At 70.4% G+C, this 20,320-nt stretch carries 14 protein-coding genes; 5 read left to right on the plus strand and 9 right to left on the minus strand.

The genetic code is table 11. The annotated features are described in order from the left end of the window. Nucleotides 1–542: 542 nt before the first annotated feature. Nucleotides 543–3,047 carry a GH25 family lysozyme gene (locus WMF27_RS41630; RefSeq protein ID WP_437763344.1) on the plus strand — a complete coding sequence of 835 codons (2,505 nt, stop codon included), beginning with the start codon at nt 543–545 and terminating at the stop codon, nt 3,045–3,047. A gap of 92 nt (nt 3,048–3,139) precedes the next feature. Next, the gene (locus WMF27_RS41635; RefSeq protein WP_437763343.1) at nt 3,140–4,039 is read left to right on the plus strand and encodes a M20/M25/M40 family metallo-hydrolase; all 900 of its coding nucleotides are present in this window, start codon (nt 3,140–3,142) and stop codon (nt 4,037–4,039) included. Between the two features lie 411 nt (nt 4,040–4,450). Here the strand turns inward: WMF27_RS41635 and WMF27_RS41640 are convergent, their stop codons facing one another. After that, on the minus strand, nt 4,451–5,653 hold the full coding sequence (locus WMF27_RS41640) for an IS110 family transposase (protein ID WP_437761397.1): 1,203 nt from the start codon (nt 5,651–5,653) through the stop codon (nt 4,451–4,453). 587 nt (nt 5,654–6,240) lie between these two features. Here WMF27_RS41640 and WMF27_RS41645 point away from each other — a divergent pair. After that, nucleotides 6,241–7,152: an SMP-30/gluconolactonase/LRE family protein gene (locus tag WMF27_RS41645; protein WP_437763342.1), complete on the plus strand. Its 912-nt coding sequence runs from the start codon at nt 6,241–6,243 to the stop codon at nt 7,150–7,152. Between the two features lie 195 nt (nt 7,153–7,347). On the opposite strand, the gene WMF27_RS41650 is transcribed toward WMF27_RS41645, so the two are convergent. The 7 genes from WMF27_RS41650 to WMF27_RS41680 all read right to left on the minus strand — a co-directional run bounded on the left by WMF27_RS41650 (nt 7,348) and on the right by WMF27_RS41680 (nt 17,016). Then, complete coding sequence (locus WMF27_RS41650) at nt 7,348–8,316, minus strand: ABC transporter permease (protein WP_437763341.1); 969 nt, start codon at nt 8,314–8,316, stop codon at nt 7,348–7,350. 5 nt (nt 8,317–8,321) lie between these two features. Then, nucleotides 8,322–9,377, minus strand: coding sequence for an ABC transporter permease (locus WMF27_RS41655; RefSeq protein WP_437763340.1), 1,056 nt, complete (start codon nt 9,375–9,377; stop codon nt 8,322–8,324). Next, nucleotides 9,374–10,942 carry a sugar ABC transporter ATP-binding protein gene (locus WMF27_RS41660; protein WP_437763339.1) on the minus strand — a complete coding sequence of 523 codons (1,569 nt, stop codon included), beginning with the start codon at nt 10,940–10,942 and terminating at the stop codon, nt 9,374–9,376. Before WMF27_RS41660 ends, WMF27_RS41655 begins: the two co-directional genes overlap by 4 nt. 78 nt (nt 10,943–11,020) lie before the next feature. Next, nucleotides 11,021–12,214, minus strand: coding sequence for a sugar ABC transporter substrate-binding protein (locus WMF27_RS41665; protein ID WP_437943491.1), 1,194 nt, complete (start codon nt 12,212–12,214; stop codon nt 11,021–11,023). Nucleotides 12,215–12,686: 472 nt separating this feature from the next. Then, nucleotides 12,687–14,636 (minus strand): YjhG/YagF family D-xylonate dehydratase, encoded by a 1,950-nt coding sequence (locus tag WMF27_RS41670; RefSeq protein WP_437763337.1) that lies wholly within the window; start codon nt 14,634–14,636, stop codon nt 12,687–12,689. Then, entirely contained in the window at nt 14,633–16,138 is a 1,506-nt protein-coding gene (locus WMF27_RS41675; RefSeq protein WP_437763336.1) for an aldehyde dehydrogenase (NADP(+)), read from the minus strand. The genes WMF27_RS41670 and WMF27_RS41675 overlap by 4 nt, the downstream gene beginning before the upstream one ends. An 11-nt stretch (nt 16,139–16,149) precedes the next feature. Further along, nucleotides 16,150–17,016 carry a fumarylacetoacetate hydrolase family protein gene (locus tag WMF27_RS41680; protein WP_437763335.1) on the minus strand — a complete coding sequence of 289 codons (867 nt, stop codon included), beginning with the start codon at nt 17,014–17,016 and terminating at the stop codon, nt 16,150–16,152. A 328-nt stretch (nt 17,017–17,344) separates the two neighbouring features. Between WMF27_RS41680 and WMF27_RS41685 the strand changes: the two genes are divergently transcribed. Then, nucleotides 17,345–18,019 (plus strand): dual specificity protein phosphatase family protein, encoded by a 675-nt coding sequence (locus WMF27_RS41685; RefSeq protein ID WP_437763334.1) that lies wholly within the window; start codon nt 17,345–17,347, stop codon nt 18,017–18,019. A 270-nt stretch (nt 18,020–18,289) separates the two neighbouring features. Here the strand turns inward: WMF27_RS41685 and WMF27_RS41690 are convergent, their stop codons facing one another. Next, a complete protein-coding gene (locus WMF27_RS41690; RefSeq protein WP_437763333.1) occupies nt 18,290–19,522 on the minus strand; it encodes a GTP-binding protein in 1,233 nt (410 codons plus the stop codon). Nucleotides 19,523–19,902: 380 nt separating this feature from the next. On the opposite strand from WMF27_RS41690, the gene WMF27_RS41695 reads away from it, so the two are divergent. Beyond that, the gene (locus WMF27_RS41695; RefSeq protein WP_437763332.1) at nt 19,903–20,220 is read left to right on the plus strand and encodes an MATE family efflux transporter; all 318 of its coding nucleotides are present in this window, start codon (nt 19,903–19,905) and stop codon (nt 20,218–20,220) included. Nucleotides 20,221–20,320: the final 100 nt, after the last annotated feature.

Consider the following 20,320-nt stretch of genomic DNA (forward strand, 5'->3'; position numbering starts at 1 on the left):
CGCTGCTCGGCGGCTTCGCCAGCAGGCCAGGGCGCTGCCAGCGCAGGAGGGGCGGCAGCTGCAGAGCCGCGCTCGTGCTCGCGGCGGCGGTCGACACGGCGGGCGAGGGGTGACGCCGTGGAGGGCGGGCTCGCAGCGGCTCGTCGCATTCCCTGACAGCTCGTTGGGACCCGTGCCGATCGCAATGCCCGGTCCGCAATGCATGACCTTTCCGCAGCAGGTATTGCAGGACTCCTTCCTTTGAAGCGCGCTATCGCGTTGCCCGCCTTCGCCGCGCCGGTAGCTCGTGCACACCAACGACATGTGACCAGCGGATTCGGCCATCGTGCCGCCTTCACCGTCGCCACAGCCACCATGACCGCACGGACGGATGTTCCGCGGCGTCGACCTGGCTCGACGGACGCGCTGCCCTGCGATAGCAATTGAGCTACCCCGGGGATCACGTCGCCCGGGCAGCGCGACATGAGCGTAAGGGCGCGCACGCGGAGCACGGCTCTCGGACACGAGGCCGCGCTCCCCGCGTGCGGGGGAGATGGGAGCCTATGTTGAGCGGTGCTGATGTCTCGGTGCACCAGGGAAATATCCAGTGGGACGCGTTCGCCTCACGGCTCGATTTCGTCTTCATCCGGGCGACGTACGGGACGGAGGGGGTCGACAGGAAGTTCGCAATCAACCGGGCCGAGGCCGCGCGCTGCGGGCTCCTCCGGGGGTACTACCACTATGCGTTGCCGCGCCTCGACGCCGCCGCGCAGGCGCAGAAGCTATGCAGCGCGGTCGGCGATCTCGAGCCCGGGGAGCTCGACATCGTGCTCGACCTCGAGGAGACGCAGCATGCGGGCAATAGCGGCCATGTCTGGACGTCGCAGGACACCCTGGCTCTTCAGGTGTGGACCCGTCGCTTCGTCCAGGAGGTGAAGTCGCGCTACCCGGGCCGCTCCGTCATCCTCTATACCCGCCACAACTTCTGGCACGATCACCTCGGCGGCAGCTCCGAGTTCGTCGACTGCCCGCTCTGGATCGCGAACTATACCTACGGCCTCGACTCGGTGCGGGCGAGGCCGCCGGCCAACCCGAAGGAATGGGCGGACTGGGCGCACAGGAAGCCGCTCAGGTCCTGGGACCCCTGGTCTGCGTGGTCGTTCTGGCAGATCACCGCCAAGGCCGTGATGCCGGGCATCCGGACCAACACGGTGGACGCCAACCTGTTCAATGGAACGGTGAGCGATCTGCGGCGCCTCGCCCGGCTCGAGGCCGGGTCCGTGACGTCCGAGCCGCTGCCCACGGCCGACGCGCTCTGCCAGAAGCTGCTCTCGCAGGCGGACGACAGATACATCTTCGGGCACGAGGTGCGCCTGACCGATCCCAACCCCTCCGCGTTCGATTGCTCCGAGCTCATCGAGTGGGGCTGCGCCCAGCTCGCCGTCGAGCCCACGATGCCTGACGGCTCCTGGATGCAGGCGCGCCACGTGAAGGCGGCGCGGCTGCTCATGCCGGTGGACACGGCGATCGCGACCCGCGGCGCCCTCCTGTTCCGCTTCTCGGCGGACCCGTTCACGGGCGGGCGCCCCGAGCACGCCCACGTGGCCATGAGCCTGGGCGACGGCCGCACCATCGAGGCGCGCGACACCGCGCATGGCGTCGGCGTGTTCCCGGCGCTGGACCGCGGCTGGACGCACGCGGGCCGGATCCCGGGCCTCGACTACGGCGCCGCGCCGCCCGGCGGCGGGCTCGCGCGCGGCGCCAAGGGGCCCGAGGTGAAGGCCTGGCAACAGCACCTGTCGATGTGGCGCGCCGGGCTCCTGCCGCGGTTCGGCGCGGACGGCGAGTTCGGCGCGGAGACCGAGGCGGCCACGCGGATCTTCCAGCAGGAGATGGGGTTGCCCGTGACCGGCGCGGTCGGGCCCGAGACGCGCGACGCCATGCAGCGCGCGCTGCCGCGCCCGCCCTGCGCGCTCGAGCTGCCGCGCGCGCTGGGCCGCGCGCTCCTGGGCGTCGTCGGCCAGGGGACGGCCGCGGGAGGCGCGGGGCGCGCCGCGGCGCCGCAGGCAGAGCTCCAGGGAGCTGCGGGCGGGCCGGCGGCGATGGCGACGCCGGGCCACGACGCGGCCGGCGCCCGCAGCTACACGTTCGCGGAGAGCGGCTTCCGGTTCACGGTGACCGCCACCCCCGAGCCGGTCGCGCCGGCTCGGGCGAACGACGCCGGGGGCGCCGTGGCGTTCTTCGCGTCGAGCCAGGCGCAGCCCGGGTCCGCGCGGCTGGCGCCCGTGTTCGACGGGACGGGCCTCGACTGGCTGCCGCCGCGCGATCCGGGCGCGCTCACCGGCACGAGGTTCTACGAGCAGGTCCGGGGCCTGTCGCTCGCGGCGCGGGAGGAGCTCTTCCTCCAGGAGGTGCTGCGGGGGAACGTGCCCAGCTTCCTGCGCCGCTTCCATCGCGTGACGGTCGAGGCGCCCGACGGAAAGCGGGGCGTCGTGTACGTGTGCGCCGACTACCTGGCGATCGGCCCGGACACCGATTTCCTGCGCATGCCGCTCACCGGCGTCACCGCCCAGCGCGTCGCGGATGCGTGCGGCTGCGTGCTGCCGACGAAGAAGCTCGTGAAGGACATCTATGCCGCCTCGCGAAAGCAGACGGCCATCCCGTTCGATCCCCGGGACGGCACCAAGGTGGAGCGCTTTCGTGACCACCACCTGGCCATCGAGCAGCACCGGGTCGGCGAGCTCGGCGAGCTGCTCGCGGGACACAAGAAGGACGTCGTGGTGACCAACCGGCTGCACCACCACGCGCGCCGGCTGGCGATCTTCGGCTTCTACAAGGCGGACGGCAAGCCGTGGCAGCCGCTGGACACGTCGCTCCGGCGGCGGCTGCCGCACGAGGACACCTACGCCGACTACAGCCACGGGGTGCGGCTGATCGGCGGCCTGATGGCCCTCGGGTCGGAGCAGCGCTGCGTGGCCGACGTCCTGCTCGACCCGGCGCTGTGCGGCCTCGTGAGCGACGAGGGGATCATCAGCGTTCCGAGGTACGAAGTGCACCCGCTCGGGTGACCGATGCGGTCGTTTTGCCGCGGCCGAGCCTCGGGGTGAGGGGAGGGGTGGGGCTCGGCTACACTCCGCCGGTAGCAGGAGGAGTCCCCGCGATGGAGCTGAGACGCACGAAGGCCATGGGCGGTCACGGCAGCCTGATCGACGCGCTCGCGTCGGTCAGCGAGGCGGAGCTGCTCGACGCGATCGTCGCGCTCGCGAGGCCGCGGCACATGTTCCGCCAGCGCGCGGAGAACCGCCGCGCGGCGCAGTACGTCGCCGCCGCGCTGGAGGAGCGGGGCTACGCCGTCGAGATCGAGGGCGAGCTCGGGAACGTGGTCGCGACGCCTCGGGCCGCGGTCGATCGCCCGATGATCCTCGTCGGGGCGCACTACGACAGCGTGCCCGACACGCCCGGCGCCGACGACAACGCGAGCGGGATCGCCGCGATGCTCGCCTGCGCCAGGGCGCTCTCGCGCTTCGAGCCGGCCCCGCCGGTGGGCTTCGTGGCCTGGAACGGCGAGGAGGACGGGCTGCTCGGCAGCGTCGAGTTCGTGGCGCGCCATCGCTCGCAGGGCGGAGGGCCGATCGCCGCCGTGCACGTGCTCGAGATGGTCGGCTACGCGAGCCACGCGCCGGGATCCCAGCGGATGCCGGTCCCGGTCCCCGGCGCGCCGGACGTCGGCGACTTCATCGGGCTGCTCACGAACCAGCGCTCGAACCACCTCGTGGAGCTCGCCGCGAAGCAGGCAGAGGTGATGGTGCCCGAGCTGCCGGTCGTGGGCCTCAAGGTCTACCTCGGCCTCGAAGACTGGCTCCCCGTGCTCCACCGGAGCGATCACTCGCCGTTCTGGAAGGCGAAGATCCCCGCCATGCTCTGGACCGACACGGCCGAGTTCCGCAACCCGAACTACCACCGCCCGACGGACACCCCCGAGACGCTCGACTACGGCTTCATGCGCCGCGTGACGCAGCTCGTCCTCGCGACGGTGATGCGGCAAGTCCGGAACGGCTAGAACATCGACGATGAGGCAGCCCCGAGGTCAAGGGCTTTAGCGCTCTCTTTCCGCGGCTGGCCGGCTTCGGCTCGGCAGCGGTAGCGCTCGGTGTCGTCAGTGCAGGTCGTTTCGGCATGGGCGTCTCCCTTCGCCCTGGCGGGCGTCGTTACGGTTGGGCTGGAGCGCCGCGTCGCGTGCGCAGGAGCGAGCTGTGGCTCAATCGACGATCCGCATTCACAGGCCGGCGGTCGCCCTGGTGACCTGGATGCAGGCTGGGGTCCGAAACGGGATCGTGGAGGCGCAATCTATCAAACGGTGTGTTCCACCCAGAGGCGGATCACCCTCGGTGTTCCCGCGCTCATCCACGTAGCCCTCGTTCACGCTCCTGGCGTGGCGCGCTCGTGGCGCATGTCCCCCGTGTGGGGGAAGTCAGTGCATCGAGGCCCTCCTTGAGGTCGAGCTCGGCCTCGATGGAGCCGCTGCCGTGGCGGCGTTGAGTCCCTTGTCGACGGACCGTTGCCGGCGGCGCGCCTTGACCGTGGCTCGCTGCAAGGCGTGCGCCTGCTGCTCGACCGACTGCGCCTGCAGGCGCAGGCCCTTGGCCGAGGCAGCCGCTGCGCTCTGCGCGTCGTAGAGCGTGCCGTCGCGCCACATGGCCCACAGCACCCCCGACAGCCGCCGCGCCAGCGCCACGACGGCGATGTGGCGACCCCGGCGTTCGGCAATGGCGTCTGCCCATCGACGCAGTGGGTCGTCGCCGCTCTTGTTCTTGTGCCGCAGGATCGTGTGCGCGGCCTGTGTCAGCAGCACGCGCACGTACGCGTTGCCTTGCTTGGTGATCGAACCCAGCCGCCGCTTGTCGCGCCCGCCGGAGGTGTCCTCCAAGGGAACCAGACCCAGGTAGGAGGCGAGCTGGTGGGCGTGGCGAAAGCGCTTGGCTTCGTCCACGACCGAGACGAACGCGGCAGCGACGACCAGCCCCACGCCGGGCGCCGTGGTCAACCGCGCGATCACCGGCTCGTGGGCGCACAGCTGCTCGAGCGCGGCATCGACCAGCGCGATCTGGGGGTTGAGCACCTCCAGCGTGATCACCAAGGGCCCGACCAGCTGACGGCTCTCGGCTGGCAAAGAGGCCTCGCGCAGCCGCGCGAGAAAATCCTCGGTCATACATGTCGCGAGCTTGTGTCCGCAGGCGCGCAGAATGCCGCGCACGGTGGTGACGTACTGGGCTCGCGTCTCGACCAGCGCGCGCCGGACGGCCAGCTGGTGGCGAATGGCCCGCCGGTGAGGCGAAAGCACGTGAGCGAGCGGAATGCCCCCGCGCTCGACGGCGCGCGCCAGCGCCTCGGCATCGAGGCGGTCATTCTTGCGGCCGTGCTGGCCAACGCCGACCTGACGTGCTCGCGTGGTGTCGACGACCAGGACGTCGTGGCCCCAGTCGCGGAGCTTGTCGTGAGCCACCCAGGCCTCCCGGCACGCCTCGATCGCCACCCGGGCCGGCGAGGACGACGGACCGAGGACATCTTGGAGCGAATCAAGCGAGCGGACCGTGCGTCGCAGCGCCACCTGCCCGCCCACTACCTCGCAGAACGAAATCTCGTTGACCCCCAGATCCAGCGCTACACTTCGCATGGCTGACCTCTCCTGGGCCCCCGTCGACTGCGTCTTCGAACGCGTGGGGGTGCCCGCAGGCAACCCTGCAGGCGAGAGGTCGGCCATCTTGCTTGCTGCTCCGAGTGGCTCCTTCTTGCGCGCTGCTCTCCGGAGCTTGGAGCCCCCGCCGGAGGCCTCCGTCCGCCCATCGCCCGCAGCTTTGTCCGGCTGGAGCGCGCAGGGGGAGTCAAGGGCGGCGGAGCCGGCGAGCTCCGCTCGCGAACCCTTGACCCCCCCGAGCACTCCAGCACGCTCTGCTGCTGCCGATGGGCCGACCTCCACGGTGATGCGGGCTGTCTTCGCAGGCCCCGCCGCGCGAACGCGTCGAGCAGACGCACGGGTCGGTGCGGTCGGCATCGTGGATCCAGGCGCCGCTTGGGCTGCCTCATCCCATCTATCACGTTGAAACCCGGAGAATTTTCACAGGGAGGCGGGGAGATGGGGAGGAAGAAGAAATAAATTTCTCCCTCTTGCCGTCTCTCGCTCCCCGCCTCCCCGCCTCCCTGTAAAAATTCCTGCTTTTTCTCGTGGTTTCAACCCGTTTGTCGCTCTAGTAGGAGATCCCGATGGTCATCGAGCTGACCCCGAGCTTCGAGGTGGTCGACGCGCGCTTCCGCAAGCTCGCGCTCCCGCACGTGCACGTCGAGAAGCTGTACACGGGCTGCCGCTGGGCGGAGGGGCCGGCGTGGTTCCCGGCGGGGCGCTACCTCGTCTGGTCGGACATCCCGAACGACCGCATGATGCGCTGGGACGAGACCGACGGCTCGGTCTCGGTGTTCCGGCAGCCCGCGATGAACACCAACGGCCACACGGTCGACCTGCAGGGCCGCCTCGTGTCCTGCGAGCACCGCGGCCGCTGCGTCTCGCGCACCGAGCACGACGGCTCGCGCACGGTGCTCGCGTCGCACTTCGAGGGCAAGCGGCTGAACTCGCCGAACGACGTGGTCGTGAAGTCCGACGGCAGCGTCTGGTTCAGCGACCCGAGCTACGGCATCGACAGCGACTACGAAGGCGACGCGTCGCCGAGCGAGCAGGGCGCGCAGCGCGTCTATCGCCTCGACCCGGGCTCCGGTGCGCTCACGGTCGTCGCGGACGACTTCGTGCAGCCCAACGGCCTCGCCTTCTCGCCGGACGAGTCGCTGCTGTACATCGCCGACACCGGCGTGACGCACGTGAAGGGCGGCCCGCACCACGTGCGCAAGTTCCGCGTCGACGCGAAGGGCACGCTGACCGGCGGCGAGGTGTTCGCGACCTGCCCGGTCGGCCTGTACGACGGCTTCCGCGTCGACGTGCACGGCAACCTGTGGCTGTCGGCCGGCGACGGCGTGCACTGCCACGCGAGCGACGGCGCGCTCCTCGGAAAGGTGCTGATCCCCGAGACGGTGTCCAACGTCTGCTTCGGCGGCGCCAAGCGCAACCGCCTGTTCATCTGCGGCACGACCTCGCTCTACGCCGTCTACCTGAACACCCGCGGCTAGAGCGACGGTCACCCGCTTCGGATACGGGCCCACCTCGACGTTTTCGGTGCTCAGCGCACCTTCGTTCGCTTCCGCGCCGAAAACGCCGATCTGGGCCCGTCTCCTGTGCGGGAGACCGTCGCTCTGCTCGGCAGGGTGCAGAGGGGGGCGGAAACCGCTGTTAGAGCGGGGCGCCCCAAGGCGTCCTGGAACGGGTCATCGTCCCTCCTGATGTTGTCGGCCGTAGACGAGCAGCATGGCGATGATCACGGCGCCGTAGATGATCTGGCGGCCGGCCTCGGGCATCTGCAGCACGCTGAGCATGCTCTGGAGCAGCACGATCAGGATGGTGCCGAGGACGGTACCGAGGTACGTCCCGCGCCCGCCCATGATGTTGGTTCCGCCGATCACCACCGCGGCGATGGCCGGCATGAGGTAATCGTTGCCCATGGCCTGGTAGGCCTTGTGCGAGAAGCCTGCCAGCAGCATACCGGTCATGGCGGAGCACACGCCGCACATCACGAAGGCGCCGATCAGCACCAGGTGCGTTCTGACGCCGGAGAGGTAGACGGCCTGCTCCTGGTTGCCCACGGCATAGATGTAGCGACCGAGCGCGGTCTTCTTCAGCACGAAGGTGGCGACGCCGCCGACCAGGATCCAGACGAACAGCGAGTTCGGGATGGAGAGCGTCCTGCCCACGGCCAGGACCTCCATCCACGCCGGCGCCTCGCTGCGCGGCGCGAAGCCGCCGGTGTAGAGCACCATCAGCCCCTGAAGCACCGTGTTCGTGCCCAGCGTGAAGATCATCGAGGGCACGCGCAGATAGGCGACGCCGAGCCCGTTCACCAGACCCGCGGCGGCGCCGACGGCCAGGCCGTAGGGCAACGCGGCCCAGCCGCCGAGCCCTGCGGCCAGCATGGCGCTCGAGGTGAGCACCCACGGCAGCGAGAGATCGATGTGACCGAGCAGGATCACGAACATCATGCCCGTGGCGGCCACGCCCAGGAAGGCCGCGATCTGCAGCTGTTGCAGGATGTAGTACGGGCTCAGGAAGCTCAGCGTGCCCTGGGTGACCAGCGTGCCGATCGAGCCGCTCACGAGGACGACGCCGATCGACAGCAGCGCGTACCAGGTCGGCTTGTCGATCTCGCCGAGACGGCTCTTGAGGGAGAGGGGCTGTTGCATCGAGCTCACCTGAAGACCTGCAGCCGGTTCTTGACGCGGATGACCCAGAGCGCGCCGAGGCAGACGGCCGCGAGCAGGATGAGGCCCTCGAACAGCGGCTGGTAGAGCGGGTTGGCGAGGAGGCCAAGCGCCGAGCCCTCGTCGAAGACGCGGAAGTTGAAGGCGACGGAGCGGAGCACCAGCGCGCCGAAGAGCGATCCTATGGCGCCGCCGATCCCTCCGTACAGCGAGGTGCCCCCGATCACGACGCTGGCGATGGAGTTCAGCGTGTACGAGCCGGCTTGCGGGATGTCGGCGTTGCCCGACGTCGTCTGCAGCGCGAGGTAGAGGCCGCCGACGCTGGCGAAGAACCCCGACAGCGTGTACGCGGCCAGCTTGACGCGCTTGATGCGGACGCCCGACATGTACGCCGCCTCCTGCGACGCGCCGACGGCGTAAGCGCCGAGGCCGTAGCGGGTGCGGCGGTAGTAGGTCCAGAGCAGCGCGAGCAGCGCCATCCAGACCGCGGGCGACGGGATCTTGCCGACGAAGCCCAGCGCGCCGTCGAGGGGGGCGGCGCCCGCGACCTGCAGCAGCTCGTTGAGATCGAAGGTGGCCGCGAACGCCAGATCGCCGTCGACCTGGCCGCCGGGCGTCGGTCTCAGGAACAGCGCGACGCCGAGGAAGATCGTGCCCGAGGCCAGCGTGGCGATGATCGGTTGCAGGCGGCCATAGACCACGAGGCAACCGTTGAGCAGGCCCGCCGCCATGCCCACGGCCAGGCACAGCAGGATGCCCAGGAACATCGTGAGCGCGCTGCCGGCGAGGACGTGCGAGGCCACGCAGTTGACGAGCGTGATCACCGCGCCCACGGACAGATCCAGGCCGCCGGTCAGCACGGGGATCGTCTGCGCCATGGCCGCCGCCACCAGCACGAACGACTCGTTGGCGTTCTGCCCCACCAGCGACGCGCTGAAGCCCTTGGGATGGGACAGCGAGTAGAGCCCGTAGAACACGGCGCACAGACCGACGGCCACGAGCAGGCCCTGGTTCTGGCGCAGGCGGAGCTTCCAGTCCTTCATCGTGCCTCCGGTTGCGCGCGCTCGTCTTCGCGCCTCGCGCGCTCAGGCCCGCCGCGCAGACCGAGGGCCAGGTCCAGGATGTTCTTTTCGGTGATATCGGGCCCCACGAGCTCGCCCTGGACGCGGTTCTGGTAAAGGACGAGCACGCGGTCACAGCAGCCGATCAGCTCGTCGTAGTCCGTGGTGTAGAAGAGGATGGACGTGCCGGCGTCCGCCAGCTCGCGGAGCAGCTGGTAGATCTCCTGCTTCGTGCCGACGTCGATGCCGCGGGTGGGATCGTTGAGCATCAGCAGCCGCGGCTCCGTCATCAGCCACTTGGCCAGCACGACCTTCTGCTGGTTGCCCCCGGACAGCGACGACACCGGGTGGTCGAGCGAGCCGATCTTGATCTGGATGCGGCGCACCACCTCGTCGACGCGCTCGGCCTCGCGCCGGCGGTCGATCACCACGCCGCGCGTGAACTTGTCGAGCGACGCCAGCGACAGGTTCGCGGCGATGGCCATCGGCAACATCAGGCCTTCGGTCTTCCTGTCCTCGGGCACGAGGGCGATGCCGTGCGCGCGGTCCTTGGCCTGGCGCGGGCTCGTCAGCTTGACCGGCTTGCCGTCGATCTTGATCTCGCCGCGCACATCCCTGAGCACACCGAACAAGCCGAGCAACAGCTCGCGCTGGCCCTGGCCGTCGAGCCCGCCGATGCCGAGGATCTCGCCCTTGCCGAGCTTGAACGACACGTCCTCGAGCTGCCGCTCCCAGCTCAGGCCGCTCACCTCGAGCAGCGTCGCCGGGAAGCTGCGCGCCGCCGGCTTCGGCGGGAAGACGTGACCCATGTCACGGCCGATCATGAGCTCCACGATCTGGTCGTCGCTGCGCTGGCCCTTGGCGAAGGTCTCGATGTGCCGACCGTTGCGGAAGACCGACATCACGTCCGCGAGCTCCTTGATCTCGTGCATGCGGTGCGAGATGTAGAGCATGCCGACGCCCTGCGCCTTGAGCTCGGCCAGGAGCTCGTAGACCTTCTTGACGTCGCTGTGGGTCAGCGCGGAGGTGGCCTCGTCCAGGATCAGCAGCCGCGGGTCCTTGCCGAGCGCCTTCGCGATCTCGACCATCTGGCGGCGCGAGAGCGGCAGGTCGCTCACCCAGGCGTTCGGGTTCACGCCCTCGCAGCCGACGCGCGCCAGGAGCTCCTCGGCCCTGCGGACCTGCGCCTTGCGATCGAAGAGCCCCAGGCGGCTCGTCGGCATGGTGATGCCGATGTTCTCGGCCACCGTCAGCGTCGGCATCAGGGACAGCTCCTGAAAGACGCAGACGATCCCGGCGGCGTTCGCCTCGATCGGGTGGTCGAACCGGACCGGCTTGCCGCGGAGCAAGAGCTCCCCGGCGCTCGGCTTGACCACGCCGCCGATGATCTTGATGAGGGTGCTCTTGCCCGCGCCGTTCTCGCCGAGGATCGCGTGCACCTTCCCCGGCTCGCAGGCGAAGTCGACGCCGCTCAGGGCGGTGACCCCGCCGTAGTGCTTGGAGACGGCCCGGAGCTCGAGAAGCGGAGGGCTCACCGGTTCGATCATGATGCTGGGGCGCCCGCGGGGCGCGACTTCATGTCTATTTGACGTGTACTTGACGTGTACTTGACGTCTACTTCACGTCTACTTCACGTCGGATTCCGACTCGTTCATGATCTTCACGCCCGAGATGTTGACCCCGCAGGGCGGGAACTCGTTGGGCGTGAAGAAGTTGTCGGAGAGCTGGGAGAAGAAGCTCTCGCCGTCCTTCAGCGTCGTGTGATCGGCGGCGGGGATCGGCACGGAGATCATCTGCGGCATCACCTTGCCCTGCAGGCCCTCGAGCGCCGCCTTCATCGCGATGGCCGCGAGCCCCGGCGACTGGCCGAGCGACAGGCCCTTCATGCCCTTTTCGTGGTGCTTCGCGATCAGCTTGCGCACGCCGTTCTCGGCCTCCGTGGCGACCGGGATCGGCTTGTGTCCGGCGTCGAGCAGCGCGCGGACGGCGCCCGTCGAGCCGCCCTGCGCGAAGAGCGCGTCGAACTGGCGGTGCACGGCCAGCGCGTCGGCCACCGCCTTCTGCGCCTTGCCGTCGTCCCAGCTGCCCACCACCTCCACGATGGTGTAGCTCTTCCCCGGCGCTTCCATGACCTGGCGGAAGCCGACGTGGCGGTCGCGATCGACGGAGTTGCCCTGCAGGCCGCGGACCTCGAGCACCTTGCCCTTCCCGCCGAGCTGCTTGTCGAGGAACTCGCCCCACTGGCGCCCCATCGCCAGCTGGTCCTCGTTGACCTGCATCACCTTGTCCGTGTCGAGCACGTTGTCGAACGGGACCAGGATGACGTCCTTCTTGTCGGCGAGCCGGATCACGCGATCGAAGCCGTCGGGGCTGACGGCGAGCGTGACGATGCCGTCGAAGCCCTGGTTGATGAAGTCCTCGATCGCGCCGAGCTGGGCCGCGACGTCGGTGCCGGTCGACACGATCTTGAACTCCTTGATCAGCGGCGCGATGGCCGGATCCTTGGCGAAGGCCTTGGCCGTCTTGACCATCTGGATGCGCCAGGCGTTACCGACGTAGCCGTTGACGAGCGCGAGGCGGAACGGCGGCTTTCGCGCCGTCCACTGCAGATACTTGGTGTCCTGCTTCCACGGCGCGAAGCACTCGGGGTTATAGCCGGGCCCTGGCACGACCTTGGGCCCTTGCCCGCTCGGCGCCTGCGCCTGCGCGGCCGCGGCGCTGGCGGAGCCTGCTGCGGCCGGAGCGCTGTCGGGCTTGTCTTTGCAAGCAGGCAGACCAGACAGACCCAAGAGCCCGAGCGCGCAGCTCAACACCGCCATTGCGCGCCGCGCCGATCCACGTGACTTCAACTGGCCAATCGACATCGTGCCGCTACCTTTCGAGCAAAGAGACGTGGTCGAATCGAGAGCTCTACGGCCCATCCCACGTCGTCACGTTCTCGCCCTCACGGACCACGAGGGCAATGTCTGCGTGCCGCCGCGTCGCTCGCGGCAAAAGCACTGGGGTACAAACGATTCGCGTTTGGCGAGCGACGGTGTCGCGCGTCATTCCCGGGGCACCACGCGGATTCCGCGAGCGCCCTCAAAATTCAATGACGCGATCGGCGACGCTCGTGGGGCCTACCACGAGAGATCTTCTGGTTTCGAGGCTTAGGAAATCGAAACGCGATCCGGAAGTCAAGCTCCTCGTTGTGACCGTTCACATCGTACAGCCACGCTGCACACGTTGGCTGGATGATGAAACCTCGCACGATACGCCTTCCTCCTGGAAAAATAACACTACATCAAAAGCCTATGTGCCAGAGGAGCTCCGCTCCGCGGCGATGGCGCGACCGAGGAGCCCGATGATGCGCTCCGCATCATAGACGCAACCACCCCAGCTGCCGCCGCTGGCATCCTGAAGCGCAGCCCACAACCGCGTATCCGGGTTCACTCGGCCGTCCGGTTGAAGGGCTGGATTGGGCGGACGGGCGGCAAGACCGCCGTCCTCCACGCCCACGACGTCGACCGTCCCCTCCAGCCTGCGCGTGTCGATCCGCAGCCTCACGCGGTCGCCGTCGCGCACGCGGCCGATGGGGCCGCCCGCCCACGCCTCCGGGCTGACGTGGCCGACGCACGCCCCGGTGGAGACGCCGGAGAAACGACCGTCCGTGACCAGGGCGATACGGTGCCCCTCCTTCACGTGCTTGAGGGCAGAGGTGATCTGGTACGTCTCCGGCATCCCGATACCGGGACCGATGCCGATCAGCACCATCACGTCGCCCGGTCGCACGGCGCCCGTCTTGATCGCCTCGATCGCCGCGTCCTCGCTGCCGAACACGCGCGCAGGCCCTTCGTGCAGATAAACACCGTCCGGTCCGATCACCTGGGGGGCGATCGCGGTGCTCTTCACGAGCGCTCCCTCGGGCGCGAGGTTGCCGCGCAGGAAGGTCACCGTGCTGGTGAGGCCGCGCTCGCGCGCCTTCCCGGCGGACATGATCACGTCGTCCGGGTCGATGCCGTCCAGCTGCCGTAGCTTGTCGCGCAGCCGCCGGCGCCGCTCGCTGCGCTCCCACCACTCGAGGTTCTCGCCCAGGGGAAGGCCGCTGACGGTGCGCGCGCCGAGCCGCAGCAGGCCGAGCTCGCGCAGGTGGAGCATGACCTCCGGGACGCCTCCCGCGAGGAAGACCTGAACCGTGGCGTGGTGTTTCGGCCCGTTGGGCAGCACGTCCACGAGCCGCGGAACGAGGGCGTTGACGCGCGCCCAGTCGTCCACCGTGGGGCGCCGGAGCCCGGCCGCGTGGGCGATCGCCGGCACATGCAGCACCAGGTTGGTCGACCCGCCGACGGCGGCGTGCAGCACCATGGCGTTGTGGACCGAGTCGTCGGTGACGATGTCCCGCGTCGTCACGCCACGTCGCTCGAGGGCCATGAGCGCGTGCGCGGAGCGGCGGGCGAGGTCGCGCCAGATCTCGGCGCCCGACGGGCTGAGCGCGCCGTGCGGGAGGGAGAGGCCGAGCGCCTCCGCCACCACCTGGCTCGTCGCGGCCGTGCCCATGAACTGGCAGCCGCCGCCGGGGGAACCGCAGGCGCGGCAGCCCATCTCGGCGGCGTAATCGAGGCTCACCTCCCCGCGCGCATAGCGCGCCGCGAGGGTCTGGACCTTGGCGGTGTCCTCGGCCTCCTCCGCGAGGAGCGTGACGCCTCCCGGCACGAGCACCGCAGGGAGGTCGAGGGTGCCGGCGAGCGCCATCAACATGGCCGGCAGGCCCTTGTCGCAGGTGGCGACGCCGAGCACGCCTCGGCGGGTGGGCAGCGAGCGTATCAGTCGTCGAAAGACGATGGCGGCGTCGTTGCGGTAAGCGAGGCTGTCGAGCATGCCGACGGTGCCATTGGTCCGCCCGTCGCACGGATCGCTGACATAACCGGCGAACGGGACGGCCCCGCCGGCCGTGAACGTGCGTGCGGCCTCCTCCATGAGCAGGCCCACCTCCCAGTGCCCGGTGTGGTACCCGAGCGCGATCGGCGTGCCGTCGGGCGCGCGGATCCCCCCCTGCGTGCTGAGCACGAGGAACTGCTTCCCGTTCAGGCGCGCAGGATCCCACCCCATCCCGGCATTCTGCGTCCAGCCGAACAGCTCGCCGCTGGACATGGCGCGCAGCTGCTCGGCCCCGAGCGGGAGGCGCCCCGACGGTCCGGGCGCGGTCGTGCGCAGGGTGTAGATCGCCTCGCTGCCGGACTCGAAAACCGGATCGTGGCTCATGCGCGTGGTGCGATGGGGTCGCGGGTGGCGCGGCCGTCGACGAGACGCGATATCCCGAGCGGGTTCTCGTCGCGCAGCTCCAGCGGGAGCAGCGCGGGCGGACACGACTGGTAGCAAACGGGGCGCGCGAAGCGGAGGATGGCCGCGGTTCCAACCGACGTGAAGCGCACGTCGCTGCTCGCTGGATACGGCCCGCCGTGGTGCATGGCGGGCGACACCTCCACGCCCGTCGGGTAGCCATCGAAGAGGAGGCGGCCCGCGACGCGGCCGAGGACATCGACGAGGTCCTGGGCGGCGGCGAGATCGTCGGCGGTCCCGTGAAGCGTGGCGGTGAGCTGGCCTTCGAGCCCGTCGAGGAGCCGAAGCAGCTCTCCGCGGTCCGAAGCGGTGACGAGCAGCGTGTACGGCCCGAAGATCTCGTGCGCGAGGTGCGGCTCCCGCGCGAAGTCGGCGGCGGACACGCGAGCGACGCGCGCGCCGGTGTCGGTCAGCCACTCCACGCCGCTCAGCTCCCGCACGGAGCGATCGAACGACGCCTGGATACCGGCGTGCAGCATCACACCCGGCGTGATGGCGCGGGCTCGGTCGGCGACCGACCGCGCGAACGCGTCCCATTCGGGGGAGGCCAGCCCGAGGACAAGGCCGGGCTTGGTGCAGAACTGGCCGACGCCGAGCGTGCACGAGTTGATCAGCCCTTCGGCGATCGCGTCGCGGCGCTCGCGCAGCGCGCCGGGCAGCACGACGAGCGGGTTGATGCTGCTCATCTCGGCAAAGACGGGGATGGGCCGCGGGCGGGCCGCGGCGGCGTCACAGAGGGCGCGGCCGGCGCGGGTGGACCCGGTGAAGCCGACCGCCTGGATGGCCTCGTGACGCACCAGCGCGAGCGAGACCTCGGGCGAGGCGCCGTGCACCATGCCGAACACGCCCGCGGGCAGGCCCGCCTTCTGCACGGCGGAGCGCAGGGCCGAGGCCGCGAGCTCGGAGGTACCGGGGTGCGCCGGGTGGGCCTTGACCACGACCGGGTTGCCCGCGGCGAGGGCGGAGGCGGTGTCGCCGCCGGCAACGGAGAACGCGAGGGGGAAATTGCTCGCCCCGAAGACGGCGACCGGACCGAGCGGTCGCAGCATGCGGCGCAGGTCGGGGCGCGGGAGCGGCTTGCGGTCGGGCAGCGCGGGATCGATCCGGGCATCGACCCAGGAGCCCTCGCGCACGACGGCGGCGAAGAGGCGCAGCTGGCCGGTGGTGCGGCCGCGTTCGCCTTCGAGGCGGGCGACGGGCAGCCCGGTTTCCCTGTGCGCGGTCTGGATCAGGGGGTCGCCGAGCGCCATGAGCTCGTCGGCGGCGGTCTCCAGGAGCCGGGCGCGCAGCTCCGGCGCGAGGCCGGCGAGGGCCGGCGCCGCGGCGACGGCGGCGCGGGCGGCGGCGTCGATCTCGTCGGCGGTGGCGTCACGGTAGGCGCCGAGTTTTTCCCCGGTCGCGGCGTTGTGGGCGAGAAATTCCATGGGGTGCCTTGTCAACGTGGAGATACGGGGTTCGCCAGCGTGCCGACGCCGTGGATCGTGATCTCCACGAGGTCGTCGGGCTCAAGGGTGAACGAGTCGGGCGGCACGATGCCGGTCCCGGTCATGAGGACGACGCCCGCGGGGAAGCTCAGCTCGCGCGTGAGGTAGCCGACGAGCTCCTCGGGCGAGCGCCGCATGCTCGCGGTCGAGGTCTTCCCCGTGAACACCGCCTCGCCCCTGCGCCGGATCGCGAGATCGATGGAGAGCGCGCGCAGGTCCAGCCCGGGCTCGTCCGCGAGCGCGATGGCGGGGCCGAGCGCGCAGCAGCCATCGTAGACCTTCGCTTGCGGCAGGTAGAGGGGATTGTCGCCCTCGATGGACCGCGACGAGACGTCGTTGCCGGCCGTGTAGCCGACGATGCGGCCCGCCGTGGAAACGACGAGCGAGAGCTCCGGCTCGGGCACGTTCCAGCTCGAGTCGCGCCGGATGCGGACCGGCGCGCCCGGGCCGACGACCAGGCGGGGCGTCGCCTTGAAGAACAGCTCGGGGCGATCGGCCTCGTACACGCGGTCGTAGAAGTCGCCGCCGCCGGCGCTCTCCTCTTTGCGCGCGGCGCGCGAGCGCTCGTAGGTCACGCCTGCCGCCCAGACTTCCTGCCCGTCGATCGGGGCGAGCAGCGGGACGTCGGGCGGGAGGGGGTGGGCCGCGGCGCGCGCGCGCGCCTCGCGCACCGCGCCGAGGGGATCCGGCAAGGCGAGCCACGAGGCGACGGAGGCGAACGCCTCCGGGGATGCCGCCGTGAGGTCGTGGCGCGCTCCCCGCTCGTCCTCGAGCCCGAGCCGAGGACCGCCACCGCTCGCAAACCGAAACAGCTTCATGTCCGCTCCTCCCTACAGGGTCGTCCTGTCGATCGCGATGCCAGGGCCGCGCCGCCTTGCGCGTCCGCCCACGCACTCTCGATGCAATCCTGGAATCGCGTCAACACTTCTCTCGTCGCTGCCTCCGCGGGAACGCCCCGGGGCACCGTGAGTGCCGTGTCGAAGGCCATCCCGCAGTCGCGCAGCGTCGACCGCATGATTCACCCTTCGCGCGCTCTGTAAAGCCACACTCCGCTCCATGATGCGCCGCGTGGCGCAGCGCGTCCTCGCGACCGTGATGCGGCAGGCTCGCGCCGGCTGAGCCCGGGCCGTACGATCGGGCCGCTCGATGCGCTACGGCTCCTTGTTCATCGCGCTGAGCGCGTCGCTCCTGTGGCTCGCCGTCGTGGCCGGCGGCGCCGGGCTCGCCCTCCTCTGGCCGGCGCTGAGCTTCGCCCTCGTCGGCGCTGCCTACCTGGCGCGCAAGCCCGCCCTGCTAGGAAAGCGGGTCGACGGCACGCTCGCGTGGTGGGCCTGGCTGCTGTTCGCGCCGTACTTCTTGCTCACGTGGTCGATATGGCACGGCGAGCGCCTGCTCGGGCGCGAGGACTGCGCGAACGAGGTCGTGCCGGGGCTCTGGGTCGGTCGGCGCCCCTGCGGCCAGGAGCTCCCGGAGGGCGTACGGGTGATCGTGGACATGACGGCGGAGTTTCCCGCTGCCGCCGCGATGCGCCGCCATCCAGGTTACCTGTGCGTGCCGGTGCTCGACGGCACAGGCCCCGAAGCGGGCGCGCTGCGTGAGCTCATCCATCGACTGCACGGCAAGGAAGCGATCTACGTGCATTGCGCGTCCGGCCATGGTCGCTCGGCGACGATCGCGGCAGCCCTGCTGTTGAACCGGGGGCTCGCCGCGAGCGTGAGCGAGGCGGAGGCCCAGCTCCGGCTCCGACGGCCGGGGATCCGGCTGAACGCCGCGCAGCGGCGATCTCTGGAGGGAATGCCGACTCGACGTGAGGACGGGTGACCCTGTTCGCAGGGGCGCCTCGCTCCGGGGAGCCCGGTGCAACCGAAGCGCTGCCGCGACGAAGACTCATGGGACGAGATGTCATGAGTCTTCGCTGCTGATGCAATCTATTTGAATCATCGGCAGGGTCGAAGTAATGGTGTTGCATCCAGCACGTCAGGCGATCCGCCGCCGCCGCGGAGCGCGACCTGACGCCGATCGGCGACAAGGAGGGCACCTCGTGCGAGATACCATCAAGCTCGTCTCGTCTGCAGGGACGGGTTATTGCTACTACACCTGCCCGGCCTCGCTCTCCTGTTCACTCGATTCACTCGCGTCCTCCCACGCCGGGAAGGGATCCTCGAACCGCCTCCACGCGGACGGCCCCGCGGCCATCTCGTCCGGCGTGAGCAAGCAGGCGTCGAGCCCGCGCGTGAGCTCCTCTCGGGCCATGTCGACGCCGATGAAGGCGATCTCCTGCCGCCGGTCCCCCCAGACCGGATGCCACACGGCGCCCGGCCCGTCGTCGTCCAGCCGCTCCTCCTCCGGCAAGGCGGCGTACCAGAGCCCGGCCGCCTCGAACGAGGCGGCGCCGCCCGCCTGCGACCAGGCGCCTGTGATGTCCATGCGCGTCGCCAGCCAGAAGAACCCCTTCGAGCGGAGCACTCCATCCCAGGCGGCCGCCCCGTGGAGGAAGGCCCAGAGTCGCTCCGGGTGCATCGGGCGCTCCGCGCGGTAGACGAAGCTCTCGATCCCGTACGCCTCGGTCTCGGGGACGTGCTCCCCGCGCAGCTCCCGCATCCAGCCGGGCGAGCGCGCCGCCTCCTCGAAATCGAAGCGCCCGGTGCCGAGGATCTCGCGAGGATCGACACGGCCGCGGCAGGCCCTGACGATCCGGGCGCCGGGGTTCAGGTGCAGCAGCATCGCCGTGAGCCGCTCGACCTCGTCATCACTCACGAGATCCGTCTTGTTGAGCACGAGCACGTTCGCGAACTCGACCTGCTCGACGAGCAGATCCGCGACCGTGCGCTCGTCGTCGCCGTCCAGCGCGGCCTCGCGCGCGCGCAGGTCGTCGGCGCTCGTCCAGTCGGCGAGGAACCGCTGCGCGTCGACGACGGTGACGAGCGTGTCGAGCCGGGCGACCTCCGAGAGGCGCTTGCCCGTCGCCGGATCGTCGAAGGTGAACGTCTCGGCGACCGGGAGCGGCTCCGAGATGCCTGTCGACTCGATCAGCAGGTAGTCGAAGCGCCCCTCCGCCGCCAGGCGGGCCACCTCGACCAGGAGATCCTCCCGCAGCGTGCAGCAGATGCAGCCGTTCGACATCTCGACGAGCCGCTCCTCCACGCGGCGCAGCGCGGCAGCGCCGCCCCGCACGAGCGCGGCGTCGACGTTGACCTCGCTCATGTCGTTGACGATCACCGCGACGCGCATCGAATCGCGATTCGCGAGGACGTGGTTGAGCAGCGTGGTCTTGCCGGCGCCCAGGAAGCCGGACAGCACGGTCACAGGGAGCTTTTGCGTCACGTCGAGATCCTCTCTCGCCAGCGCCGGGCGCTCCGGCGCGGGCGGGCGCGCCCGTCGCGCGTGGGGCGTCGGGTGAACGAGGTGTGCCCGCGACCGCGGCGCCATCGGCCGGGCCCCGGCCTGGCGTGGGCTCGATGTAATGCAATCAAGATGCACTTGCAATGAAATAGCCTCTGTCGCCGGGGCGCACGCCGGACACCTCGCGCGCGGGCCGGCGCGCCGCGGACCCGTACGCCGAGACCGACCCGATCGCCGCGCCCGGCGCAGGTCGCCGTGCCGCCTGGTCGCTCGCCTCGACGGGCGCCGGCTCGGCGCTACGGTAGCCGCGTGGCCGCGACACGCTCCCTGGCGGCCCAGCGCGCCGCCCCCGCTGCGCGGGAATGGGCGGCGCTGGCGGGGCAGGTCTGGCGGCTCGCCTGGCCCGCGATCACGCGCATTTCCCGCGCGCCGGCGGGGCGGTCATCGAGCAGGCGGCCGCGTACCTCGGGATCGTGCTTCCGGCGCTCCCGCTCGTGTTCGTCGAGGCCGCCGCGGCGGCGGCGCTGCAGGGCGTCGGCGACACGAGGACGCCGCTCGCCGTGGCCACCCTCGCCGCGCTCCCCGCCGTGGGCGGTGCGGCGCTCGCTGCCGCGGGCGGGAGCAGCAGCGCGGCGACGAGCAGGGAGGCGATCGAACGATGGAGCTTCATGGGCGCATGAGCTCCGGCTTGTTCATAAAAGATGCAGAGAAGGAGATGCAGAGAAGAAGGCTGCCCACCCCCCGTCGGTGCTCGGCGCTTCGCGCCTGCGCGCCGCCGGC

This window comes from Sorangium sp. So ce281, assembly GCF_051527395.1.
Classification (GTDB): domain Bacteria; phylum Myxococcota_A; class Polyangia; order Polyangiales; family Polyangiaceae; genus Sorangium; species Sorangium cellulosum_B.